Below are 22,588 nucleotides of genomic sequence, written 5' to 3'. Positions count from 1 at the left end.
ACTCAGGGAACACCGCATCGAAAGAGAGAGCAAGACCATGACACAGCAGGCCAGGAGCCCACTGCCGGCGAAGGACGTCCCGGCCGGTGGAGGCCGCACCGCTTCGCAGGCCGGGCCCACCGGTGCGACGCCCGGCGCGCTCGCCCTGCTGACCCTGTGCGCCGCCCACTTCATGGACGCGATCGATCTGTCCGATGTGGGTGTCGCCCTGCCCGCCATCCAACGCGACCTGGGCATGCCACCAGCATCCCTCCAGTGGGTGATCTCCGCGTACACGCTCGGTTACGGCGGGTTCCTGCTGCTGGGCGGCAGGACGGCCGATCTGCTCGGCCGCCGGCGTACCTTTTTGACCGCCGTCGCCGTGTTCGCGGTGGTCAGCGTGCTCGGAGCGATCGCTCCCAGCAGTGGCCTGCTCATCGCGGCCCGGCTGTTCAAGGGCATGGCCGCCGGTTTCCTCGCTCCGGCGGCGCTGTCTCTGATCACCACCAACTGGCCGGAAGGCCCGGAGCGCGGCAGGGCCCTGGGCTGGTACGCGACCGCGGGCGCCGGCGGATTCGTCGGCGGCCTGGTGCTCGGCGGCGCGCTCACCGAGATTTCCTGGCGGCTGGTCTTCGCGCTGCCGGTGCCCCTCGCCGTGGCCGCGCTCATCGCGGGGAGCCGTCTGCTGCCGGGGGATCCTGCGTCGGCCGGCCGGGGCAGGATCGACATCGCCGGGGCACTGACCGTCACCGGAGGACTTCTCCTGTGCGTGTACGCCATCGCACAGGCGCCGGAGCACGGGTGGACCTCGGCGCGCACCCTCGCCCTGTTCGCGGCGGCACTCATCCTGCTCGCGCTGTTCGCGCGCGTCGAAGCCAGGTCCAGGACGCCCCTGGTGCCCATCTCCTTCCTCACGCGCCGTCAGAGCGTCGGCGCCAATCTGACGATCTTCGCAATGTGGGGCGCGTACACCTCTTTCGCGTTCCTCGCCACCTTCTACCTGCAGAACGTGCTGGGATGGACACCGCTGGAGACGGCCGGTGCCTTCATCCCCCTCGGCCTGGTCAACGGCGCCGTGGCTCCCTTCGCGGGACGCCTCGCGGCCCGGTTCGGCGCCCACCGCATGATTGCGACGGGCATGCTGCTGCTGGCGGCGTCGTACGCGATGTTCCTGCGCATCGGGCCCGACTCGTCCTTCGTCTCCGTGGTCCTGCCCGTGATGCTCCTCAACGGCCTTGGCACGGCTGCCACGTTCCCCGCCCTGAACATGAGCGCGGTGACCGGGGTACCCGACCGCGACCAGGGCCTCGCCGGCGCGCTGCTCAACACCTTCATGCAGATCGGCGGTGCCGTTGTGCTGGCCGTCGTCACCGCGGTGGCGGAGGCCGGTCAGCGAGCGGACGGCAGCACCGATCCGCTGGCCGGATACGTCCCGGCCACCGCGATCGTCGTCGGTGCCGTTCTGGCCGGTCTCGCCGCCACCGCGCTCATCCGGAACGCCCCTGTGCGTACCGCCATCCCCACCAGCGCCGCTGTTCGTAGCGGTACCGCCAGCAGCGGCATCGACCGTAGTGGCATCGACAAAGGAGAGCACCATGGTCACCCCCACTCACCCCGTTGACTCCGGGGAGTTCACGGGCAAGGTCGCCATCGTCACAGGAGCGGCCCGCGGCGTGGGTAAGGAGACCGTCCGGCTTCTGCACACCGGAGGCGCGCGGATCATCGCAGTCGACCAGCGCCAGGAGGTGGGCGAACTGCCCAGGGAATTCCCGGGCGTTCACCCTCTGATCGGCGATGTCATGGATGAGGCGACTGCCCATCACGCGGTGCGGGAAGCCGTTGATGCCTTCGGCGGCCTGGACATCCTGGTCAACAATGCGGGGCGCACCCTCAACAAGCCGATCACGGAGACGACGACGGAGGACTGGGACACCACGATGGCGGTCAACGCCCGAGGGTCCTTCCTCTTCGCCCGTGAGGCTTTCCGCGCGATGGAGGAACGAGGTGGCGGGGCCATCGTGAGCACGGGTTCCTACACCTGCACCGTCGCACTGCCGGAGGGCGGCGCGTACAGCGCATCCAAGGGTGCTCTGGCCCAGCTGACGAAGGTCCTCGCCGTCGAAGGCGGCCCGCTGGGGATCCGGGCGAACATCGTGGCCGCGGGCGTCATCGAGACGGACTTCCTCGACTCCTTCCGGTCCGACAGCCGAAAGTACCTGGCCTCCTTCGCCGACGCCCAGCCGCTCGGCCGGGTTGCCCAGCCCGAGGAGATCGCCGAAGTGCTCTGCTTCCTCGCCTCCCCGCGCTCCAGCTTCATCACGGGCGCTGTGATCGCGGCGGACGGCGGCTTCACCGCGATCTGACGGCGGGTTCACCCGATCTGAACGGAGGACCCACGTCCGCGGCCGACCCTGCCGCCGGGGACGGCAGCGCAGTTCGAGGGTGGGCGCTTGCGCGGCGCCGACAGAGTAAGCGCCCACCCGCGCTGCTCAACGGCGGCCTCGGTACGGATGCCGGGAGCCGGCCAGTGCGGCACCGGTCTGGGTGAGGTGCTCGGTCAGCACCTCGGCCGCGGTGTCGGCGTCGGGCGCGCACACCGGCTACTTCACGGTGCTGGCCTCCCGGCTCGTCGGGCCCGCCGGCCGCGTCGTCGCCATCGAGCCGTCCCCCGACTTCCACCGGGCGCTGACAGCGGACCTCGCGGCCAACGGGTGCCACAACGTCCGCACCGTCGCCTACGTTGCTCCCCTACGTGTGTGCGGACAGCCGGATGCCTGAAGCTCGTTGGACGTGGTGGGGCCGTATCGGGTCAGGGCCTCGCGGACGGCCCTGAGCACCGGGTACAGCTGCACACCGACGAGGAGAACACCGCCGCCGCCTTCACCGTCGGCATCAAGGGCCACCGCAGCCACGGCAGAGCCAGGCCTCGGGATCGTCGTCCGTGACCACGACCAGCCGCTCTGTCCCTGCCCACGAGACCACCATAGGGGCCCGGCCAAGGTAAGCCGAAACCCTGTGGAGCCCACGTGCATGGCGTGGAATGCTCTTGGGCGACTGCTGACGGAAGGGAAGGTCAAAAAGGTGTACGTTCCGTCATCTGCACGGTCTCTCGATGATGACGAGCGTGAACTCGTGGAGCTGGCTCGCCGCACCATAGACGCGCAGACTGACGCCGGGCCGAACGAAGAGGGGATCCACACGGTGGGCGCCGCGGTCATGGCCGCCGACTACCGGATGTTCGCCGGCGTGAACCTCTACCACTTCACCGGCGGCCCCTGCGCCGAACTCGTGGCTCTGGGAGCCGCGCGAGCCCAGGGCGCCCGCCAGATGCGCTGCATCGTCGCCGTGGGAAACCACGGGCGCGGGGTCATAGGCCCGTGCGGGCGCGATCGGCAGGTCTTCGTGGACTACTACCCCGCCATGCGCGTCATCGTGCCCACGCCTGCGGGGCTCAGGTCCGTTCTCGCTGCCGACCTGATGCCGCTGGCTCAGCGATGGACCCCGGAGGCGGGAATGAACGGTCTCGACCCATCGCTCTACCAAGATCCCGAGACGGCTGGTCCCCCGATCATCCGGTTCAACCCCCGCTACCTCGAAGTCGTCCGCTCCGGCGCCAAGACCAAGACCACCCGCTTCCGGGACCCGGCCCAGCTAGGGCCGGCACGGCTGGTGTTTGAAAGCGACCCCGAAGTCGTCCTGCCGGCAGAGGTGACCGACATCAGGCACTGCATGGTCAGCGACCTCACCAACCAGGACGCCCAAGCCGAGGGACTGACGACCGCAGCCGAACTCCGGGAACGCCTCAAGGGCCACTACCCAGATCTGGCGGAAACCGACGAAGTCGACGTCATCACCTTCCAAATCACCGACGAGACGGGCCCCGCTTAAACCGCGGAGGCACCAGCGACGACTGGGCCGCAAGGTGACGACGAGCGCGGGGAGACCCCGTCGCGAGCACCGTCCGCCAGCTCTTCAATGCCGCTGCCGGTGGCGTCGAGGGGCTGCTCGTCGAGTGGGGTCCCTGCGGGCCGACTGTCCACTGCGGCGGTCTGAGCAGCGGACACGGTCCGCAGTGGGATCTCCGTGCTTACTGCGGCAGGTTGGTCTCGTCCGCCTTGCGGAGGATGCCTCCGCACGTGGGGGACGGCACCGGCTCGCGGGCGGCGAGCTTGCGGCGGCCTGCCTTTCGCAGGGCGGCGGGGGATCCGTAGCGTTCCAGGAGCCATGGGCCAGCAGGACGAGGACGCGGCTTTTGCTGCTTGTGTGCTCGCAGAGGGACTCGCGGGGTACGGCCGAAACCGGTATGGCTGTCACAGGAACGCTCCAACGACAGCGGCCGGCCAACAGCCGACCGCATACGACAGGGGAAAGCTGTTGGTAGGCGCGGTACATCCGCATCTCCGGACAGCGCAAAAGATCGGAAGTGGGTCACGTCCGCTGGAGTGGTGTATCGACGGCCACTCGGTGATCTCGTCTTTGAGGCTAAGCGGTGAGTTCGGTGGGCAGGACGGTGTCGTTGGTTTCTGACTCGATCGGGTGGAGTCGGGTCTTGGCGAAGGGCTCGCGGCCCGTGTAGCGGCGGGCTTCGGTCCACTCGTCGTTCTGCTCGGCCAGGACCGCCCCCGACGAGCCGGACGACGGCGGTGCGGTCGGGGCAGATGCCGACCACGTTGGTGCGGCGACGGGACCTGCGCCGCCACCTGCGGGCCTTGAAGACCGTCAAGCGGCCTCCCAGTGAGCGATGTCCTCCGCCGGTACGGCGCGCGTGCGTGCCAGCAGGCCCGCGTCGTCACGCCGCACCTGATCCGTCAGGCCGGCACGGACGGCCGTGCCGGTTTCATGCACTGGTGGGGACGCCGCTGCTTTCCGACGGCCAGCTGACCATCAAGTCACTCGCCGAGGAAGCCGACCTCAAGCGCAACAAACTCACCCACAAGCACACCGGGCTGAAAGACCTGTTCTACGCCCTGGTCCGGATGCAGAATGCACGTCCGAAGGTCGTCGACGACCTGAAGCGGAAGAACGACGAATTGCAGCACAAGCTCACCGCCTGCGCGCAGAGCACAACCAACTGCGTACAGACTGCCGGCAACTGGTGTGGGTCGTGCACGTCCTGGAGGCCGAGAACCAGCAGCTGCGGCAGTCCGCCGGCAGCGACGGTGTCGTTCGTGTCCTGCCTGTCCAGCACCAGCCAAAGGGCTGACCGACGCATGCCCGTTCGAAGCACCGTCCGCCCGCGACGCTAGAGCAGACCTGACCTGACCGACTGACGACGTCGCTCCGGCCCACGTCGAATAACGCGAGCCGGAGCCAAACGGGACACGGGAAGGTGATGGTGGTCAGTTCACGGATCGCACGGTGGGCATGGCGAGGGCGACCGCTCCAGTGCCGGAGCCGCTCTTGCAGGAGTCGTGGCAGTCCTTCTCCAGGCTGCAGCACAGGGAGCAGATTGCCCCGGCGTGGAAGGGGCAGTTCGCCACGTCCGGCCGTTCGAAGTCGGTCGTGCACACGGTGCAGGTCAGCATGGCCGCGGAGGGCAGGCCGTCCGCCCCGAGCAGCGGCTCCTCCAGGTCGTCGACGCGGGCGATGTAGTACTTGCCCTTGGTGAGCACCGCGAACAGCGGTGAGAGGACCATTGCGAGGAACAGCGCGATGAAGGGGGAGTACGCCTTGCCGTAGTCGCCGAAGGCCTGGAAGTAGGCGGCGATGGAGACGGCGGAGGCGATGAGCATCGAGCCGAAGCCGACCGGGTTGAAGTTGTACAGGTGGGCGCGCTTGAACTCGATGTACGAGGGGCTGAGCTTCAGCGGCTTGTTGATGACGAGGTCGGCGACGACCGCGCCGATCCAGGCGATGGCGACGTTGGAGTAGAAGCCGAGGACGGTGTTGAGGAAGCCGAAGACGCCGCCCTCCATCAGGGCCAGTGCGATGCCGACGTTGAGGAAGATGTAGACGACGCGGCCGGGGTGGCGGTGGGTGAGGCGGGAGAAGAAGTTCGACCAGGACAGCGAACCGGAGTACGAGTTCGTCGAGTTGATCTTTATCTGGGAGAGGATCACGAAGAACGTGGCCAGGCCCAGGGCGACGGGTGCGGCGAAGGTCTTGAAGCCGTGGACATACTGCTGGATGGGCTCGTTGGCCTTGGACAGGCCGACGCTGCCGGCGATGTAGAAGGCGAGGAAGGCCCCGCCGATCTGCTTGGCCGCGCCGAGCACCACCCAGCCCGGGCCGGCGGAGAGGACGGCGCCCCACCACTTCTTGCTGTTCTCGGGTGTCTTGTCGGGCATGAAGCGCAGGTAGTCGACCTGCTCGCCGATCTGGGCGATCAGCGACAGGGCCACGCCGGCGCCCGCGCCGACGCCGAGCATGCTGATGCTGGAGCCGGTGGGGGAGTTGCCGGCGAAGTGCGTGAACTGCGAGAACTTGTCCGGCTCCTGGATGACGATGGACACGAACGGCGCGACCATCAGCACCAGCCAGACCGGCTGCGTCCACACCTGCATCTTCGACAGGGCCGTCATGCCGTAGATGACCAGCGGCAGGATGATCAGCGAGCAGATGAGATAGCCGACGGCGAGTGGGATGTGCAGGCCCAGCTCCAGGGCCTGGGCCATGATCGAGCCTTCGAGGGCGAAGAAGATGAAGGTGAAGCTGGCGTAGATGACGGAAGTGAGCGTGGATCCGAGGTAGCCGAAGCCGGCGCCCCGGGTCAGCAGGTCCATGTCGATGGAGTACTTCGCCGAGTAGTACGAGATCGGGATGCCGGTCAGGAAGATGACCACCGCCGCGGCCAGGATCGCGACCATGGCGCTGGAGAAGCCGTTGGAGATGGCGATCGAGCCGCCGATGGCGAAGTCGGCGAGGTAGGCGATGCCACCGAGTGCCGTGGTGGCCACCACATAAGGGGTCCAGCGGCGGAAGGACTTCGGCGCGTAGCGCAGCGAGTAGTCCTCCAACGTGTCGTTCTGCGCCCAGTTGTTGTATGTCCGTCCGCCCGTACTCGCCGGCGGTGCTTCCTTGTCGACGATCTCCGTCACGACATTCCCTCTTCCCAGCACTGGGGACGACCCGGGCGACCCCGGGTGATTGCACGGAAGAGTCGCGCCACACTGTTTCTTGAACGTTTCGCTTCCTTTAAGGGAAAGGTCTTTAACGGGCCTTTATTCGACGCGCGTAGATAGCCTGCCAACAGGAGCGAAACCGTGTCGGTCGGGGTGCCCGTCCATGGGCGACTGCGGCGAGCGAAGGGCCCGATTGAATACGGATGCTTCGCCTCCGCCAGATGCTTCCCGTAGAAAGTATTTCTGTGGCAAGGTAATGTCAACGACGGGGAGCGGGGTCAGAGTTGGGTGGCGATGTGGAAGTCGAAGGCATCCGCCCGTGCCAGGTACAGCCGTTGGGTGAGATGGTTGCCGCGCAGCCGCAGTACGCCGCGCGGGCCCTCGTAGGAGACCGTTTCGCCCACCGTGCACATCGCCCGCACGTCCAGCGACCGCGCCCGCTCGGCCAACGCCGCCAGCAGGCGCACCCCTTCGAAACACGACTCGCCCAGACTGCCAACGACGGGTGCCTCCACACCGAACCGCGCCGCGTAACGGGCGCTGAAGTCCAGGCTCTCGGCGGTCGCGAGCGTCTCGAAGAAACCAGCCGTCGCCCACAGCCCGTCGGTGGCCTCGGCACCGGTGGCCAGCAGGATGTTCTCGTCCATATGGGTGCTCAGCCGCAGACACCGCTGGTGAAGGCCGTACGCGGCGAACGCCCGGTTGAAGCGTGCCGCGTCGTCGCCGACCAGCAGCATCAGCACCGCGTCCGCCTCGCACCGCTCGATCCGGCGCAGCACCGGCCCGAACTCATGCGTCCCCAGCGGCACGAAGACCTCGTCGCGCACCAGACCGCCGCACGCCCGGACGTATCGCTGTGCGGCGCGGGCGGTCACGCGCGGCCACACATAGTTGTTGCCCACCGTGCACCAGCGTCGCGCGCCGGTCGCCTCGGCCAGCAGCCGCATCGCCGGCAGCAGTTGCGCGGCATCGGTCTCGCCCGTCAGGAAGACCCCGGGTGTGCGCTCGCCGCCCTCGTACTGAGCTGTGTAGACGTAGGGCACGCGGCCCGCGATCCGCGGCAGTAGTGCCTGGCGCACGGCCGAGGTGTGCCAGCCCACCACCCCGTCGACGGCGCGCAGCGACACCAGGGCCTCGACCTCGGCCGCCACCCGCTCCGGCGATGCCCCGCCGTCCACCGTGACCAGGCGGACCTCCCGGTCCAGCACGCCGCCCGCGGCGTTCAGTTCCTCGACGGCCAGTTGTGCGGCCAGCTCGCACGACGGGCCGAAGACCCCCGCGGGTCCCTGCAGCGGCACGACCAGGGCCACGACCAGTGTCGTGCTCGAATCGCCGTTCCCTCTGGGCGGCACCGGATGCACAGACCACCTCCGTGAGGGTACTGGGCGCGCGGATCCCGGTCCGGGCCCCGGCGCCCTCGCGGAGGCTCGTTATCTGCCCGAACACTAGACCTATCGGAAGGACACCGGCAATGCTGTCCGAACCCTCCTCCCCGGACCTTGCCCACCTCCTCAGTCACGCCGAGCGACGCCTCGGTCGGCGCTTGGCCGTGGTGCTGGCCGAGGAGGGCTGCTCGGTGGAGGAGTGGCGCGTCCTGTCGGCCGTTGCCGACGGGCAGGGCCACCCGATGTCCGAAATCGCCGACCACGCCCTCATGCCGGCGCCCACTCTGACCAAGCTCGTCGACCGCATGGTCGCCGGCAACCTGGTCTACCGCCGGCCCGACCCCGACGACCGCCGCCGCGTCCTGCTGCACCTCACCGCCCGCGGCCGCATCCTCCAACAGCGCGCCGCCCACCGCGTCCACTCCGACCAAACCCGGCTTCTCGACGCCGTCGGTGACCAGGGAAAACTCGCCCAGCTCCTGCCTCTGCTCGCGGCAGCGGTCGACGGGTTGCCTGCGGTGGCGGCCAGCAGGTCGCACAGTTGAACTTTTCGATCAATGGCCGCGCAGACCCAGCATAACGACCAACCCACACCGAAAGATGCTGGATGAAGCTCACATTGAAGGTGAAAACGACCTGTAGGACGTCGTTCATTTTGGTCGCAGCACAACGAACGGGACTGCCACAGTGATTCCTATGGAGCTTTCTCCCGACACCGTGCTCATCTTCGATCGCGACGAGAACCTCTTCGTCTTGGAGTCCTTCGTCCACGCTACGAACTGGATTGAGGCGATTGACGTAGATGAAGGTGAGTACACAGCGGCGTGCTCACCGGACGGTGGCGTGTTGGCTCTGACTGCCCCCGAAGGCCCAGAAGGATCGGTCGTTCTGGCCAGGACTGGCAGCGTGGACCTGGGAGATCTGGAGGGGAGAGTGGCCCGCTACTGGCGCCGCCACCAGGCAGGTCAGCCCCCGCGTGGCCCACAACAGACAGCGCGATTTTTGATTGAGAGAGAGGGTCTGGTGCAGGTTCGGGTGACAGGTTCGGTCACGCGGCCTGGAGGGCCGGTGTGGTCATGACGGTCTCGAATTCGACGGGGGTCAGCCGGCCGAGTGCGGCTTGTCGGCGGCGTCGGTGATAGGTCCGCTCGATCCAGGTCACGATCGCGATCCGCAGTTCCTCACGGGTGGTCCAGCTTCTGCGGTCGAGGACGTTCTTCTGCAGCAGGCTGAAGAGGGATTCCATGGCCGCGTTGTCGCCGGCTGGTCAGCGTGACTCCACCACCGCCGGTGCCCACCACGATGCCGCCGGGATGCAACTCGGCGAGGACGTGCTCACCGCCCTGGAGGAGGCTGCCGCCGAGGAGGAGAAGGCCCGGTCAAAGGGGGCGATGAGCAAGGACAAGACGGGCGATCCGCCGACAGTGACAGCGCCCGGGAAGAGCGCCGCCGCCGACGGCGTCGACACCGACTCCGGCTGAAGGCCGCCTTGCTCGGGCGCTCGCGCGGCGGGCAGACCAGCAAGGTCCACGTCGCCGCCGACCGCAAGTGCCGCCCGCTGGCGCCCGTACTGACCACCGGGCAGGCGGCCGGCAGCCCGCAGTTCATCCCCGTGCTGAAGAAGGTGCGGGTCCGCCAGCCGGTCGGCCGTTCCCGCACCCGGCCCGACGCGGTCGCCGGGGACAAGGCGTACTCGTCCCGCGGCAACCGCGCCTACCGGCGAAGACGCCAGATCAAGGCGGTCGTCCCGGAGAAAGAGGACCAGGCCGCCAACCGGAAGAAGAAGGGCAGCAGAGGCGGTCGGCCCGTCGGCCGCGACACCGACCTCTACAAGGCAAGGAACACTGTCGAGCGACTGATCGACAAGCTGAAAGCCTGGCGCGGCATCGCCACCCGCTACGACAAGACCCCGCAGAGCTACCTCGCCGGCCTGCATCTCCGCGCTTCCATGATCTGGATCAACGACCTCACCCGAACCAGCCTGTGCTCACAGCCAGTTACAGGACCGGTCGCGAGGTCAGGCGGTCAGCGCCGCAAGCTCCGCGTTGGCGCGCTCGGTGACCAGGGCGAGGACGCGGCCGGCGGCGGTCAGGTCGTCGGCGGGTATCCCGCCCCAGATGCGGGCGGAGATGGGGGCGGTCTCCGCGCCGGTGGCGGCGAGCAGGTCGCGCCCCGCGTCCGTCGGGCGAAGGTGCGCGCCGTCCGCGACGAGCAGCTGCTTGGCCAGCAGTTCGTCGAGGGTGGCGCGGATGTCGGCCGGATCGGCCTTGAGGGAGCCCTGGACCTGGGTGATGAGATCGTCCGGCGTCTGCGGGGTCTCGGTGGTGATGGCGGCGCGCAGGGCGACCTGCTGCAGGAATGTGGCGCCGTGCCGGGCCAGGACGTGCTCCAGGACGCCGCGGGCGGCGTAGTGGGCCAGGGCGAGGTCGCGGGCATTGGCGACAGGCTCGGTGGTGGACGCAATGGTGGTCATGGTGTTGTCCCCTGAGTGCTCTGGTCGTTCGGTACGGATGGAGCGAGAGGTACGTCGAGCAGGGCCGTCAGGTCGTCGGTGAACGCGCGCGTCCGCGGGGCGTTGAGGCCGCCGAGCGGCTCCAGCAGCTGCTGGAGCAGTCCCTGGACCACCGCGATGGCCTGCCGCGTGACAGCCTGTCCTTGCTCGGTGAGGGCGAGCTGTACGGCGCGCGGGTCGCGGGGATCACGGGTGCGCTCGATCAGACCGGCCGACTCCAGGGCGCGCGCCAGCTTCGAGACATACAGCGCCACCAGACCGGTGTGGTCGGCGAGCCGGCGCTGGCTGGGCCGCTCGCCAGCGCGCTGCATGCCGTGCAGCGACGCGACCAATACGTACTGCGCGTGGGTGAGACCCAGCGGAGCCACCGCGCGGTCGACCGCGACGCGCCACTTGTTGGCGAGCCGCCATACCAGGAAGCCGGGCGTGGGGCCCGGTGAACCCTTGCTCATGGCGAATACATTACATGGCTACTATGTCCATGGCTACTATTTTCCGGCGGATGTGACGGCGCAATCGACTCGGCGCCGCGACGGGCCGAGGGAACGCATCCAACGGGACCGCCTCTGCCCCGGCACATGATCACGACCAAATACAGGCCCTAGCCCTCGGCGTGCTTGCGCGCATAGAAACGCCTGGTTCACGTCGTACGCCACGTCCGACGCGACGGGCAGGGAGGTGGCCGTGGCGGTGGCGGTCGAGGTGTCGGACGCGGCACGTTCTGAGGTCAGCGGCAACGGATTGGCTGCGCCTGTGGCAAGGGCGATGATGCAGGCGGCGTTGACGAGCTGAGCACTGCGGGCCCCCTTTTCAACCGCGGGTTCCTTTCGGCTGGTCGCGCGGTCACCCGCGCCCAACGGGCGCGAGTGACCGCCCGTTCCTACTTCACCCCGAGGATCTGCTCCACGGGATCGATCGCGAAGTACACCAGGAACAGCGCCGAGACGCCCCACAGCAGCCAGTTGACCTCCTTGGCCCTGCCCAGAACCGTCTTGATGACCACGTACGACAGGAAGCCGGCGCCGATGCCGTCGGTGATGGAGTACGTGAACGGCATCGCGACGATGGTGAGGAACGCCGGGATGGCGATCTCGTACTTGTCCCAGTCGATGTGCTTGACGTGCGTCATCATCAGGAAGCCCACAGCGATCAGGGCGGGGGCCGCCGCCTGGAGCGGAACGATCGTCAGCAGCGGGGTGAGGAACAGCGCGAGGCCGAACAGACCGCCGGTCACCAGGTTGGCAAAACCGGTGCGCGCACCCTCGCCGACACCGGCCGCGGACTCGATGTACGCGGTGTTGGACGAGGCGGATCCCACACCGCCGGCGACCGCGGCGGCGCCGTCGATGAACAGGACGCGGCCGATGCCCGGCACCTGTCCCTTCTCGTCGAGCAGCCCGGCCTCCGCGCTGATGCCGACGATGGTGCCCATGGCGTCGAAGAAGTCCGACAGGATCAGCGTGAAGATCAGGAGGATCACGGTGATCGCGCTGGTCTCGCCGAACGCGCCGAACAGGCTGAAGTGACCGACGAGCCCGAAGTCGGGGGCCGCTACGACCTTGTCGGGGACCTTCGGGGTGGTCAGGCCCCAGCTCTTGATGTCGGCCGCGGCGTTGATGACGATCGCGACGACGGTCATGGCCACGATGCTGATCAGGATCGCGCCCTTCACCCTGCGGGTGAGCAGCGCGATGGTCAGCAGCACACCGAGACAGAAGACCAGGACGGGCCAACCGGTCAGCCGACCCACAGAGCCCAACTGCACCGGCACGGTGGTGTTCGCGGCGTCCGGGATCCGGCTGACGAACCCGGCGTCGACGAAGCCGATGAAGGCGATGAACAGGCCGATGCCGACGCCGATGGCCTGCTTGAGCTGCTGCGGGATCGCGTTCATGATCGCTTCCCGTAGTCCGGTGAGGACCAGGACGCAGATCAGGACACCTTCGATGACGACGAGTCCCATGGCGTCGGCCCAGCTCATCAGCGGGGCGAGCTGGAAGGCGACGACGGCGTTGAGGCCGAGGCCGGCGGCGATGGCGAGCGGCAGATTGCCACCGACGCCCATGATGATCGTCATCACACAGGCCACCAGTGCGGTGGCCGTGACCAGTTGACCCGTGTCCAGTTGGTGACCGAACTTGTCCTTGGCGCTGCCCAGAATGATCGGGTTCAGGACAAGGATGTAGGCCATGGTGAAGAACGTGGCGAAGCCGCCGCGTATCTCACGGCCGATGGTGGAGCCCCGTTCTGAGACTCTGAAGTACCGGTCGAGGCTGTTCACGGCCGGAGGTGCGGCACTTGGCCGGGCGGCCACGTTCTGTGTGTCGGACATGACGAGACTCCTAGTTGCCTGTTGAACCGGTGCGGGACGCTGGCTGGATTGTTCCCGTGGTGAACCCGTTTCAGGTTTTCCCCGTGTTACGGAATCCGGGGAGTTCGGCCTGCCATACGGCGTTCGAAGTCATGTAGAAGTTGCTGCGCTTCCGGTTCTCGTCCGGTGTGCACTTCGTCTACATAGGGCGTCGCGAGGTACCGGCCAGCGAGATCGCCTAAGTCGGTGGCGACTACCGGTCGGCGACCGGACGCATCGTGGACGACCTCGTCGCCATGGGACACCGCAGGTTCGCCTACATCGGCGAGGCCGAGCGCCACGAGCCGCAGACGGACCGCTGGGAGGGGTTCGCTGCGGCGCTCGAACGGTTCGGCCTGGCCCTGCCCGCCCCGCTGTACGTTGCTCCGCAGCAGCTCGCCGGGCAATGGCTCGACGACGCACTGGCCGCCGGGACGACGGTGATCCTCGTCGAGTCGGTCAGCCTCCTCGTCGTCCTGCACGCCATAGTCGCGCTGCGCGACCTGTCCGTTCCCGAGGACCTTTCCGTCGTGCTGCTGGTGGACCACAGTCCGGGGGAGGCGGGCTCCGGCGCCTGGATCGGGTTGTCTGCCTCGACGGTCGCCCACTGCGGGGTGTTGGGGGTCGCCCGGCCGTGGGCGGCGCCCGCTGCCATGGCGGCGGCGCCCTCCTCGCCCGCGACGGCCGGGGCGAGCGTCGTCTTGTTGGGCACGTAGTTCATCGTGCGGGCGAGCTCGGTGTCTCCCCACCGCAGCCTATGTGGGCGTGCTGGGCAGCGACACAGCGGGGCAGGTGCTGAGCGACGCCCTGGCGTACGAGGGAGTCGAGACGCCCCAGGTCCGGATCGCCCCCACCCCCAACGCGTCTGCGGTGGTCCGGCTGGGCGACGGCGAGCGTGTCTTCGAAAGCGGATGGGCCGGCGCCTCGGAATTCTCCCTCAGCAGGGTGCTGCAAGGTACCGCGCACGATGGCGCCAGCCAGTTCAAGCGCCTGGGCAGTCGTGGGCGCCAGGACCGCCAAGCGCGGCAGAGCGGCGAAGCTCGCCGGGGCGACCGTCCCACCGTGCAGGCACAGACGGTCCCAAAGCTCCTCCCACGCCTCAGGAGCTTCCTCGCGCTCGACCAAATCTAGGAGCGCCGGCACTCGCTCAGTCTCCCCGTGGGCGTCTACCACCTTCGTCCAGTCCGTCACCACGGCATTCAACCGCCCCCGGCGCCCCGTGGGCCAACCCGCAGGAGAAAAGTGCCGCTGGCCTCCTTGATCATTGCGGGACAGCCCTTAGGCCGCGTGTTGGCTTCAATGCCTCAGACCGCGTGTGGTTATATCGCGAGAGCGAAGGTGACGACGATGGTAACTAGTCAGCGCACCCACCGTCGTCGGCTATCTGGCGGCACGTGCGCAAGGTTGTATCGGCGCTGGGAAACCCGCATCGCGAGCAGACCCTTATGGGGGAGATGTGGTAGCAGGCTAAAGTCCTCAGCCTCTATTTCAATCCCTGACCCCTCCGATGCGCATTAGTGGCAGGAAGGTCAGTCCCGGTTACGCGTGCGGGTCAGACCTTCGATGCTGGGTGGTGGCGGACATCTACTCCACAGTTGAGGAATGCGTTTCATGACAGATGGCAACGAGAATGCGCGTGCGGGACAACCACGCAGGAACTTGGGTAGGCGACGTCTTCTTCAAGGGACAGTGGGCACCTTCGGTGCTGCACTAGCATCCGCCGGCATCTATGAGATGATCGACAGCATTGCAAAACCACCGGAGCGGGCCGCTAACGTCGGCAGCCCGCCCATCCAGGAGCAATATATCCTGCAGAACGAGCAGGTGGTCATGGTCAATGGCTCGGGCGTGAAGAGTGGCAACGGCACGATTGCGGTCCGGGTGCCAGCCCTGCACGATCATGTCATTACCGCAAGGCTGAATGTGCCGGCGAATGCTAAGGCGTTGCAGGAGGCGCAGCACCACCTCGAGTCCGCCCTCCTGGATCTGGAGCGCCAATTTCCGCCCACTCCCACAGGAGTGGCCTCCACGGTAGCCTGGGGACTTCCATACTTCCACCACTACATCCCGACTCTGGGCAAGACGTCAGACTTTTTCAAGGCGGGAACATCTTACCCAGCGTATCTGCCATTCGATTTGATGGCCTCCAAGACGGAGGGCCGTACCGTATATGCGCTGCAGGAGGCCAGGACGTTCCCCAGCGACCAGCCCCCGCTTGGCTTCGGGCCGGTCCGCCTGGAACAGAATGACGTGGCCGTGCTACTCCGCAGTGACTCGCTCGCCAATATTAAGGCAGCCCAAAACGCCCTCTTCGGGCTTGGAAGCAACCAGGCGGGCAGCCTGTTCAAGGTGACGAGTATCCGACAGGGCTTCTCCGGGGGCGGTTTCTACGGGCAACAGGGCCTGCCGAGCAAGCTGGCGCTGGCACATAATATCCCCGGTGCACAGTCGATTCCTCGACAGGCGCAGGGCTTCCTCGGCTTCGCCACCACCCTGGACTCGAATATGGGACCCGGCAACATCGCCAATCTGGAGACCCTGCCGGGCCTCACCGATCAGTGGCCCAACGGTTACTTCAAACAGGGCACCACCATGCATCTCTCGCACCTGTTTCAAGATCTGGTGACCTGGTACGAACAGAACTTCCCTCAGTACGCGGATCGCGTCCAGGCGATGCTCCACCCCGGCCTCTCGCCCACACCCGCGCCGGGCACGCTTGCCCTCCAACCGCCAGGCCAAAGTGAGGCCGAAGTAGCGCAGGGGGTCCAGCGGTACCACGCCTACGGCCATACTGGGAGCATGTCGCAGGTGGACAGCACCACATCGCCGACGACCAGCAACTACGGGAAGGCATACCCTACGGGAACGACCATCCCCGTGCGCGGCGACTTCGACACGCTGGACAATCCATTCCACTACACATCCGATCCGACGGCAGATCACTACAGCAAGAATCCAGCGGCCGGGTTGCACTTCATTTCGTTCCAGCCGACGATTGCAATCTTCAATCGCGTTCGACTCTCGATGGACGGCCACTATCCCGATAGGACACTCCCTATCGCACCGCGCAGCCCCCACGCCGGCATCAACTCGGTCCTGCACACGACCCACCGGCAGAACTATCTGGTTCCACCACGTCGCCATCGCTCCTTCCCGCTCGCCGAGTTCCTTGTCTGAGACGAGCCACGCGCCGCGCCCTGTTCGTCCCGCTCGGGCTCCGGCAGGTCGCCTCCCTGGGGGAATGCCAAGATGGGCTGAGCAACGGTTGGCAGCTTGGTGTTGGTGCGCGGTGAGACGTCCCGCAGGCCCTCCGGGCCTCCTCCGGGGATTCCGGGACCATCCGCTTCGAACCCATAACGGCCTGATCGACTGACCACCCACGAGTCATTTCGTGTCTCTCCGACGTCGAGCCCGGCTCCACCCCCGATATCATCGCCACACGCATCCACACACTGCCCGCGCTGTAGAAGGCAGCCGCCGACGGCCTATGATCAACGCTGAGAAAACGTCAGTGGAGCGTTGGCGTGCCTCATGGGCAGTTTCCCGTGACGGTTTCGACATTGAGCGTTTTCCATCCTCAAGCTGAGCTGGCCCGATGCAGGCAGAGGACGGCCTGGACGAGGACCGTGATGCGGGTGGTCGAACAACGGAGCTTGCGAAGGAGTCGCCAGGACTTGAGGGTGGCGACGGCTTGCTCGACGAGCGCCCGGATCTTGGCGTGGGATCGATTGACGGCCTGCTGCCCTGCAGAGAGCGTCTCCCACCGGCCGCGGCAGGGGACACGGACCGTGCCTCCGGCGCCCTGGTAGCCCTTGTCGGCCCAGCAGTTGACGTCGGCCTCGGCAAGCGTGTCGATGATGCCGTGCTCGCGGGCCGCACGGACGTCGTGGACGGCCCCGGGCAGGGCCGGCGAGGCCCACAGCAGGCGGCCGGAAGGATCTGCGATCACCTGCACGTTCATCCCGTGTTTCTTGTGCTTGCCCGAGTAGAAAAGCCGGTCGGCGGCGATTCGGTCGATCGGCAGCAGCGTCCCGTCCAGCAGGACGAACGCCTTCATCGACGCCGCCCGGACCGCCTCGGCGAGCGTCGGGGCAAGGGCGGCCAGAACCTCAACTGCCTCGGTGACGTAGTGGTACGCAGTGGTGGTGCCCACGCCGAACCCGGCCGCGAGCTGCACATACGGATGACCGTTGCGGAGATGGGCGAGGGCGAGCAGAGCCTGCCGACCTGCACTCAGGCGCCGCCACCGGGTGCCGAGACCACGGCGGTGTTCCCGCAGACGGGCTGAGAGGAAGCGGAGGGCGGAACTGGACACGTCCAGCCCGGAGGGGTAAACAAGCAGGTGAAGCTTCTAGTAGAGACGGATTTCTTGGCCGAAAACCCATCTACCAGGGGCTTCACCCGTGCGTCAGGTCAACCGGCAAGCTGCCGAAGCAGAATGAAGACCTCCTTGGCTACCGGTCTGGCGCATGCGAACCCCGACATCGTGGGTCTAGCTGGTTGTCGTGACGGGTGCACTGCTGCGCCCGTGGCGTCGACCGCTGAGCTCGGCGTCGAGTGTCTCCTGAGCCACGCGCATGGCCTCGGCGTATACGGGGTCCTGCAGCCGCTTCCACATCTCGCCCTCAGAGACGTCCTCAACGCAGCTGACCACCCACCAGATGTTGCCGAAGGGGTCCTTGATACGCCCTCCGCGCTGTCCGAAGGCGTCGTCGGCCAGGGAAGTGACGACATGGCCGCCAGCTGCGACGGCCTGTGAGAACGCCTCGTCCGCATCGGCGACAAACACGCGCAGCAGGCTCGGCATGGCGGACCAGTCCGTGTGTCGGTCGAAGGCCAACACGACGGTGTCGCCGACTCGGATCTCAGCGTGACCGATCAAGCCATCCTCGGTCGACACCCGCCCGAGTTCCTCGCCCCCGAATGCCTGGGTGACGAAGTCGAGGAAGGCCCCCGTGTCGTCGGTGACGACCCAGGGCGCAACGGAGGTGTAGCCCTCCGGCGCGGGGCTCGTCTGCTCGGGCATCGCGGTCCTTTCGCTGATGTTGGTTGCCGGCAACGACGATAGGCGTGAGATAGGGCAGCTTCTGTCCCAAACGGCGGTGAGGTTGGGGCGCAACCGGTACTACCTCACGACTGCTCGCGCTGCTCCAGACCCCGCCTTTGACCCCTGCCCCCGTCAGCCGGAGGTTGGAAAACGCTCACTGACTGATGTGTGTGGTCATGGCCGCGGGCCGAACTCGGTGCTGTGGTCGATGGCCCACTGCGCAAAGGGGCGGGCCGGCCTACCGGTCAGGCGCTCGACATCATCGGTGACAAGGCGTGATTCGGGTCGCCGCGTTGACGCCGTGATGAGGGCATCGACCAGCCGTTCGGGACGGCCGTCCGCGAGCATTCGTGCGCGCGCGATATCCACGGGGACCGGCTCGAAACGTAACTTTCGTCCGAGGGCGGCACCGAGGATTTCAACCTGGTCGGCCCTGCTGAGGGGCTCGGGCCCGGTCAGCAGGTAGGGGGTGCGATCCAAATCGTCCTGGCGTCGAAGGAGTACCTCCGCGGCTGCGGCCGCGACATCACCCTCGTCCACGACTGCTGTGCGCGCTATGTCCGGACCTCTGACCACGTCGCCTGCGTGCAACTGTGCCGCCCAGCCCCGGGTGTTGGACGCCAGCGTGTCGCTGCGCAGCACGGTGGGTTGCAGGCCGGCATCACGGAGCCGGCGTTCCATGTCCGCGTGTACCTGCACAATCGGGTCGCTTTGGCGAAATGAGGCGTCATCGATCGCAGTCGAGGAGAGGTAGACGACGCGCGGTGCTGCTGCGGCGAGTTCTGCGATCAGAGGCTCGGCGGGGGCGGTGTCGAGCAGCGGCCATATGAGGAAGACGGTGTCGATGTCGTCGAGCGCCGCACGGACGGAGTCGGCGTCGGTCAGGTCACCGCGCACCGACTCGATGCCGGGTCGCGGGCCAACATGGCGACGATCGAGGCACCGCACAGCTGCTGCGCGCGCTTGCAGTCGGGCGAGGAGCTCACGGCCGAGGTTGCCCGTCGCGCCGGTGACCAGGACCGATCGGGAACGAGCAGGAGTGGGCGGGGTGGGAGAACTGTCAGGCATGCTGGGGAGGCTAAAGGTTCAAGTCGACATCAAGGCAAGGGCGGAATGGCGATAACGATCGGCGAGGCGGCTGCGCAGCTTGGAGTCGAGGCCCATGTCCTACGGCACTGGGAGCACGTCGGAGCACTCACGGTGCACCGGGACGCGAACGGTTACCGCCTCTACGACCACGACGTCCTGGAGCAGGCACGAACCGTGCTGAAACTGCGACAAGTCGGGCTCTCGTTGCCAGAGGTCACCGCAGCGATGTCCCCGAAGAAGTCCGCAGCGCAGGAGGTCGTGCGTGCGAAGATCGCTGCGCTCGAAAGTGAGGTCCGCAGCAGACAGCAAGCGATCACCTTCCTCCGGCACACCGTCGAGTGTCGCCATCGGTACCTCGAGGAGTGCGCGGACTGCGCGACATTCGTCTGGGACTCTTGATCATCCGATGTGAGGGATTCGCGGTCGACGACCATTGCCCTGGACCGGTAGCAAGTGACCGCCGACATCAACGCCTTGGCCCGCAACAACTAGGCATGCCGGATGCTGCGGCTGCCGACCATCCGGGCCCAGTTCCCCGAGCTGGCCGAAGCAGCCGCCCGTGACCAGATGTCGTATCGCGACTTTCTCGCCGAACTGGTGATGGCTGAATGCGACGACGGGGCCCGCCGCCGCTCGAAACGGCGGATCAAGGCCGCCCAGTTCCCACGCGAGAAAACACTGCGGGCCTTCGACTTCGAGGCCAACCCCAGCGTGGACCCGGCGGTCATCCACACCCTGGCGACCTGCGAGTGGGTCAAGAAGGGCCTGCCGCTCTGCCTGACCGGCGACTCCGGCACCGGCAAGTCACACCTGCTGATCGCCCTGGGCACCGAAGCCGTGATGGCCGGCTACCGGGTCCGCTACACACTCGCCACCAAACTCGTCAACGAGCTGGTCGAGGCCGCGGACGAGAAGGTGCTGACCAAGACCATCGCCCGCTACGGCCGAGTCGATCTTCTCTGCATCGATGCGAGCGTCCATGACTCGACGGCGGTCTGAACCTGGAGCACGCGGGCGTAGGCTCTCAAGGATGCGGATAGGCGAGTTGTCCAAGCGCACGGGCGTGAGTCCGCGCTCACTGCGGTACTACGAAGAGCAGGGCCTGCTGACGAGCTCACGCTCCGACGCCGGGCAGCGTCACTATTCCGATGCTGCGGTCCAGCGCGTGTCACTCATCCGACAGTTGTTCGACGCAGGTATGTCCAGCAGGGTGATCGCGACTGTGCTGCCGTGTGTGGACGTCCCGGGTGACCTGGGCGTCGCCGAGGAGACGTTCACGGCGATGATGCGCGAGCGCGACCGGATCGACGCCGACATCGCGCACCTGATCGAGACCCGGGATGCACTCGACGTGCTGATCAAGGCCAACAGCCGACACCGGGCGGAGTTGTCCACGGCCCCGGAACCGGTGGCGCAGTCGGCCTGATTCTGTGATCTGCATCTCATCCGGTTGCCCCTCACATCAATGTCAGAGGTGAGGATGGCGACCACGCCCGGAATCACCGGGTCGGTCATACGAGAGGCGGCGCAAGATGGGGCAGGCGTGGGGTTTCGGCAGGTATGGCGGGCCCGAGGTGCAGGAGTTCTTCGACCGTCCCGACCCCGTCCCCGGTCGCGGCGAGGTGCTGATCCAGGTCGACGTCGCCGGCGTGAATCCCCTCGACCACCTTCTGCGCTCGGGTCTGGTCGACGGGCTCGACGGCGGGCGTCCGTTTCCCCGCGTGCTGGGCATGGAGGCAGCCGGAACCGTTCTCGCCCGGGGCGAGGACGTCAACGGGCTCGAGGTGGGTGACGCGGTCTTCGGCTTCGCACTCACCGGTGGCGGCACCTACGCCGAGACGACGGTGCTGTCCGCGCCGAACACCGCGCGCATCCCGGAGGGTCTGTCCGCGACCGTGGCGGCAACGCTGCCCGTAGCCGGGACGACCGCGGTGGACGTGCTCGACCAGCTCAGCCTCCCGGCCGGTGCCACGGTCCTGGTCAACGGAGTCGGGGGCGGGGTCGGCCTCGCCGTCGCCCGGCTGGCCATCGGGCGCGAGCTGCGTGTGATCGGCACCGGGAGTACCGCAAAGCGCCAGCACGCCGAGGCCATCGGGGTGCGGTTCATCGACTACACCGCCGAGGACGTCGCCGCCGCGGCACGCGAGCTGGTTCCGGACGGCTTCGACGGGATCGTCGACCTGGCGGGAGGCACCTCGCTGCGGACGGTCGCTCCGCTGGCCCAGGATCCCCGCAACGTCATCGCTGTGGGTGATGTGTCTGTGTCCGATCTCGGTGGGCGTTTCGTCGAGCGTCGCGTCGACCGCGAGAACCTGGAGCGGTCGGCCCGGCTGGCCCTCGACGGACTTCTCGCACCCGTAATCACCGCGGTCCATCCGCTCTCCGACGCCCCGGCCGCCCTCGCCACCGTCGAGAACGGTCACACCTCGGGCAAGGTTGTCATCAAGGTGGCATGAGAAGGGCCCGGCCGTCTGACGCTGTCGACCGTCCATTGCGGACTGACGAGAACCCGTGGTCAGCGCATCGCCAACTGAGCACGTTCACCTGTACGGGGTTGAGCACGTTCAGGCGTACGCCGACAACAGGAACTGAACCGCCACGGCAGGATGAGCACATGCTCATTGTGATCGGCGGACTGCCCGGCACAGGCAAGACCACCCTGGCGCGACTGCTGGCCGCGCGCATCGGCGCGGTCCAGGTACGCATCGACACCATCGAACAGGCCATCGTCCGCTCCGGCCTGGCACGGCATCCCGTCGGACCGGCCGGCTACGTCATCGGATACGCCCTGGCCGGTGAACATCTCCGGCAAGGGCTCACTGTGATCGCGGAATCGTGAACCCCCTGGCGGTTACCGGGATTCTTGCAGAAAGCTCCGGCGTTCACGCCGGGGCTGAATGCATCTCAAGGCTGCTCTGACGTGCAGGTTAGAGCGGACGTGTTTGCTGCTCGATGTACTGGCGGACGATGGCCAGCGGTGCTCCGCCGCACGATGCGGAGAAGTATGAGGGCGACCACAGGTGCCCGTGCATGATGGCGCGGTTGATCTGTCCGGTGAACTCCTGTCGTATCCGGCGGGCGGAGACGTCCTTGAGGCTGTTGACCAGCTTGGAGACGGCGACCTTGGGCGGGTAGTGCACCAGGAGGTGGACGTGGTCGCGTTCG

The 22,588-nt window shown here is 67.2% G+C and carries 20 protein-coding genes and 8 pseudogenes; 16 read left to right on the top strand and 12 right to left on the bottom strand.

Annotation, left to right across the window (positions count from 1 at the left end; all coding sequences use genetic code 11):
* The first annotated feature begins 37 nt into the window (after positions 1-37).
* The 4 genes from IE318_RS41205 to IE318_RS41190 all read left to right on the top strand — a co-directional run bounded on the left by IE318_RS41205 (position 38) and on the right by IE318_RS41190 (position 3,867).
* Complete coding sequence (locus tag IE318_RS41205) at positions 38-1,600, top strand: MFS transporter (protein WP_189907998.1); 1,563 nt, start codon at positions 38-40, stop codon at positions 1,598-1,600.
* Complete coding sequence (locus IE318_RS41200) at positions 1,575-2,342, top strand: SDR family NAD(P)-dependent oxidoreductase (protein ID WP_189907997.1); 768 nt, start codon at positions 1,575-1,577, stop codon at positions 2,340-2,342. Before IE318_RS41205 ends, IE318_RS41200 begins: the two co-directional genes overlap by 26 nt.
* Before the next feature lie 211 nt (positions 2,343-2,553).
* The gene (locus tag IE318_RS46230) at positions 2,554-2,757 is read left to right on the top strand and encodes a class I SAM-dependent methyltransferase (RefSeq protein WP_308438630.1); all 204 of its coding nucleotides are present in this window, start codon (positions 2,554-2,556) and stop codon (positions 2,755-2,757) included.
* 252 nt (positions 2,758-3,009) lie between these two features.
* Positions 3,010-3,867, top strand: a complete 858-nt coding sequence (locus tag IE318_RS41190; protein WP_189907996.1) for an ASCH domain-containing protein — start codon at positions 3,010-3,012, stop codon at positions 3,865-3,867.
* Positions 3,868-4,461: 594 nt separating this feature from the next.
* Here IE318_RS41190 and IE318_RS41185 read toward each other — a convergent pair.
* Positions 4,462-4,666, bottom strand: a pseudogene (locus IE318_RS41185) (transposase); the annotation flags it as partial.
* 160 nt (positions 4,667-4,826) lie between these two features.
* Between IE318_RS41185 and IE318_RS41180 the strand changes: the two are divergent.
* Positions 4,827-5,225 carry a hypothetical protein gene (locus IE318_RS41180; RefSeq protein ID WP_229904110.1) on the top strand — a complete coding sequence of 133 codons (399 nt, stop codon included), beginning with the start codon at positions 4,827-4,829 and terminating at the stop codon, positions 5,223-5,225.
* A 93-nt stretch (positions 5,226-5,318) separates the two neighbouring features.
* Here the strand turns inward: IE318_RS41180 and IE318_RS41175 are convergent, their stop codons facing one another.
* Together IE318_RS41175 and IE318_RS41170 are read right to left on the bottom strand one after the other, a co-directional pair.
* A complete protein-coding gene (locus IE318_RS41175) occupies positions 5,319-7,016 on the bottom strand; it encodes a purine-cytosine permease family protein (RefSeq protein ID WP_189907995.1) in 1,698 nt (565 codons plus the stop codon).
* A 302-nt stretch (positions 7,017-7,318) separates the two neighbouring features.
* On the bottom strand, positions 7,319-8,401 hold the full coding sequence (locus tag IE318_RS41170; protein ID WP_189907994.1) for a substrate-binding domain-containing protein: 1,083 nt from the start codon (positions 8,399-8,401) through the stop codon (positions 7,319-7,321).
* 110 nt (positions 8,402-8,511) lie between these two features.
* Between IE318_RS41170 and IE318_RS41165 the strand changes: the two genes are divergently transcribed.
* Positions 8,512-8,970, top strand: a complete 459-nt coding sequence (locus tag IE318_RS41165; RefSeq protein WP_189907993.1) for a MarR family winged helix-turn-helix transcriptional regulator — start codon at positions 8,512-8,514, stop codon at positions 8,968-8,970.
* A 503-nt stretch (positions 8,971-9,473) separates the two neighbouring features.
* Here the strand turns inward: IE318_RS41165 and IE318_RS41160 are convergent.
* Positions 9,474-9,686: pseudogene (locus tag IE318_RS41160) on the bottom strand (integrase core domain-containing protein); the annotation flags it as partial.
* Between the two features lie 13 nt (positions 9,687-9,699).
* On the opposite strand from IE318_RS41160, the pseudogene IE318_RS41155 reads away from it, so the two are divergent.
* Positions 9,700-10,406 (top strand): annotated as a pseudogene (locus IE318_RS41155) (IS5 family transposase); the annotation flags it as partial.
* Positions 10,407-10,442: 36 nt separating this feature from the next.
* On the opposite strand, the gene IE318_RS41150 reads toward IE318_RS41155, so the two are convergent.
* Positions 10,443-10,898, bottom strand: coding sequence for a winged helix DNA-binding protein (locus tag IE318_RS41150; protein WP_189908010.1), 456 nt, complete (start codon positions 10,896-10,898; stop codon positions 10,443-10,445).
* Positions 10,895-11,389, bottom strand: coding sequence for a MarR family winged helix-turn-helix transcriptional regulator (locus IE318_RS41145; RefSeq protein WP_189907992.1), 495 nt, complete (start codon positions 11,387-11,389; stop codon positions 10,895-10,897). The genes IE318_RS41150 and IE318_RS41145 overlap by 4 nt, the downstream gene beginning before the upstream one ends.
* Before the next feature lie 181 nt (positions 11,390-11,570).
* Here IE318_RS41145 and IE318_RS45770 point away from each other — a divergent pair.
* A pseudogene (locus tag IE318_RS45770) lies at positions 11,571-11,729 on the top strand (penicillin-binding protein 2); the annotation flags it as partial.
* 88 nt (positions 11,730-11,817) lie between these two features.
* Here IE318_RS45770 and IE318_RS41140 read toward each other — a convergent pair.
* Entirely contained in the window at positions 11,818-13,269 is a 1,452-nt protein-coding gene (locus IE318_RS41140; protein ID WP_189907991.1) for an NCS2 family permease, read from the bottom strand.
* A 275-nt stretch (positions 13,270-13,544) separates the two neighbouring features.
* Between IE318_RS41140 and IE318_RS45765 the strand changes: the two are divergent.
* A pseudogene (locus IE318_RS45765) lies at positions 13,545-13,778 on the top strand (hypothetical protein); the annotation flags it as partial.
* Between the two features lie 83 nt (positions 13,779-13,861).
* On the opposite strand, the pseudogene IE318_RS45760 reads toward IE318_RS45765, so the two are convergent.
* Positions 13,862-14,029, bottom strand: a pseudogene (locus IE318_RS45760) (extracellular solute-binding protein); the annotation flags it as partial.
* Between the two features lie 23 nt (positions 14,030-14,052).
* On the opposite strand from IE318_RS45760, the gene IE318_RS41130 reads away from it, so the two are divergent.
* Both IE318_RS41130 and IE318_RS41125 read left to right on the top strand, forming a co-directional pair.
* The gene (locus IE318_RS41130) at positions 14,053-14,418 is read left to right on the top strand and encodes a hypothetical protein (RefSeq protein WP_189907989.1); all 366 of its coding nucleotides are present in this window, start codon (positions 14,053-14,055) and stop codon (positions 14,416-14,418) included.
* A 480-nt stretch (positions 14,419-14,898) separates the two neighbouring features.
* Positions 14,899-16,464, top strand: a complete 1,566-nt coding sequence (locus tag IE318_RS41125) for a DUF7405 family protein (protein ID WP_189907988.1) — start codon at positions 14,899-14,901, stop codon at positions 16,462-16,464.
* A 400-nt stretch (positions 16,465-16,864) separates the two neighbouring features.
* On the opposite strand, the gene IE318_RS41120 is transcribed toward IE318_RS41125, so the two are convergent.
* The 3 genes from IE318_RS41120 to IE318_RS41110 all read right to left on the bottom strand — a co-directional run bounded on the left by IE318_RS41120 (position 16,865) and on the right by IE318_RS41110 (position 19,402).
* On the bottom strand, positions 16,865-17,629 hold the full coding sequence (locus tag IE318_RS41120) for an IS5 family transposase (RefSeq protein WP_189908009.1): 765 nt from the start codon (positions 17,627-17,629) through the stop codon (positions 16,865-16,867).
* A 150-nt stretch (positions 17,630-17,779) separates the two neighbouring features.
* The gene (locus tag IE318_RS41115; RefSeq protein WP_189907987.1) at positions 17,780-18,313 is read right to left on the bottom strand and encodes a VOC family protein; all 534 of its coding nucleotides are present in this window, start codon (positions 18,311-18,313) and stop codon (positions 17,780-17,782) included.
* Positions 18,314-18,508: 195 nt separating this feature from the next.
* Entirely contained in the window at positions 18,509-19,402 is an 894-nt protein-coding gene (locus tag IE318_RS41110; protein WP_189907986.1) for an NAD(P)H-binding protein, read from the bottom strand.
* 45 nt (positions 19,403-19,447) lie between these two features.
* On the opposite strand from IE318_RS41110, the gene IE318_RS41105 reads away from it, so the two are divergent.
* From IE318_RS41105 to IE318_RS41085, 5 genes and pseudogenes are all read left to right on the top strand, one after another.
* Complete coding sequence (locus IE318_RS41105) at positions 19,448-19,822, top strand: MerR family transcriptional regulator (protein ID WP_189907985.1); 375 nt, start codon at positions 19,448-19,450, stop codon at positions 19,820-19,822.
* A 93-nt stretch (positions 19,823-19,915) separates the two neighbouring features.
* Positions 19,916-20,392, top strand: a pseudogene (locus IE318_RS41100) (ATP-binding protein); the annotation flags it as partial.
* A gap of 61 nt (positions 20,393-20,453) precedes the next feature.
* A complete protein-coding gene (locus IE318_RS41095; RefSeq protein WP_189907984.1) occupies positions 20,454-20,849 on the top strand; it encodes a MerR family transcriptional regulator in 396 nt (131 codons plus the stop codon).
* 106 nt (positions 20,850-20,955) lie between these two features.
* Positions 20,956-21,879 carry an NADP-dependent oxidoreductase gene (locus IE318_RS41090; protein WP_189907983.1) on the top strand — a complete coding sequence of 308 codons (924 nt, stop codon included), beginning with the start codon at positions 20,956-20,958 and terminating at the stop codon, positions 21,877-21,879.
* Positions 21,880-22,037: 158 nt separating this feature from the next.
* Positions 22,038-22,318, top strand: a pseudogene (locus IE318_RS41085) (P-loop nucleotide/nucleoside kinase family protein); the annotation flags it as partial.
* Between the two features lie 32 nt (positions 22,319-22,350).
* On the opposite strand, the gene tnpA reads toward IE318_RS41085, so the two are convergent.
* The coding region (gene tnpA, locus IE318_RS41080; RefSeq protein ID WP_189907982.1) for an IS200/IS605 family transposase at positions 22,351-22,588 on the bottom strand (238 nt) is incomplete at its 5' end.

Source organism: Streptomyces spiralis (assembly GCF_014654675.1).
Classification (GTDB): Bacteria; Actinomycetota; Actinomycetes; order Streptomycetales; family Streptomycetaceae; genus Streptomyces; species Streptomyces spiralis.
Note: the sequence above shows the minus strand (reverse complement) of the source record. Positions and strands in the feature narration are given on the sequence as shown.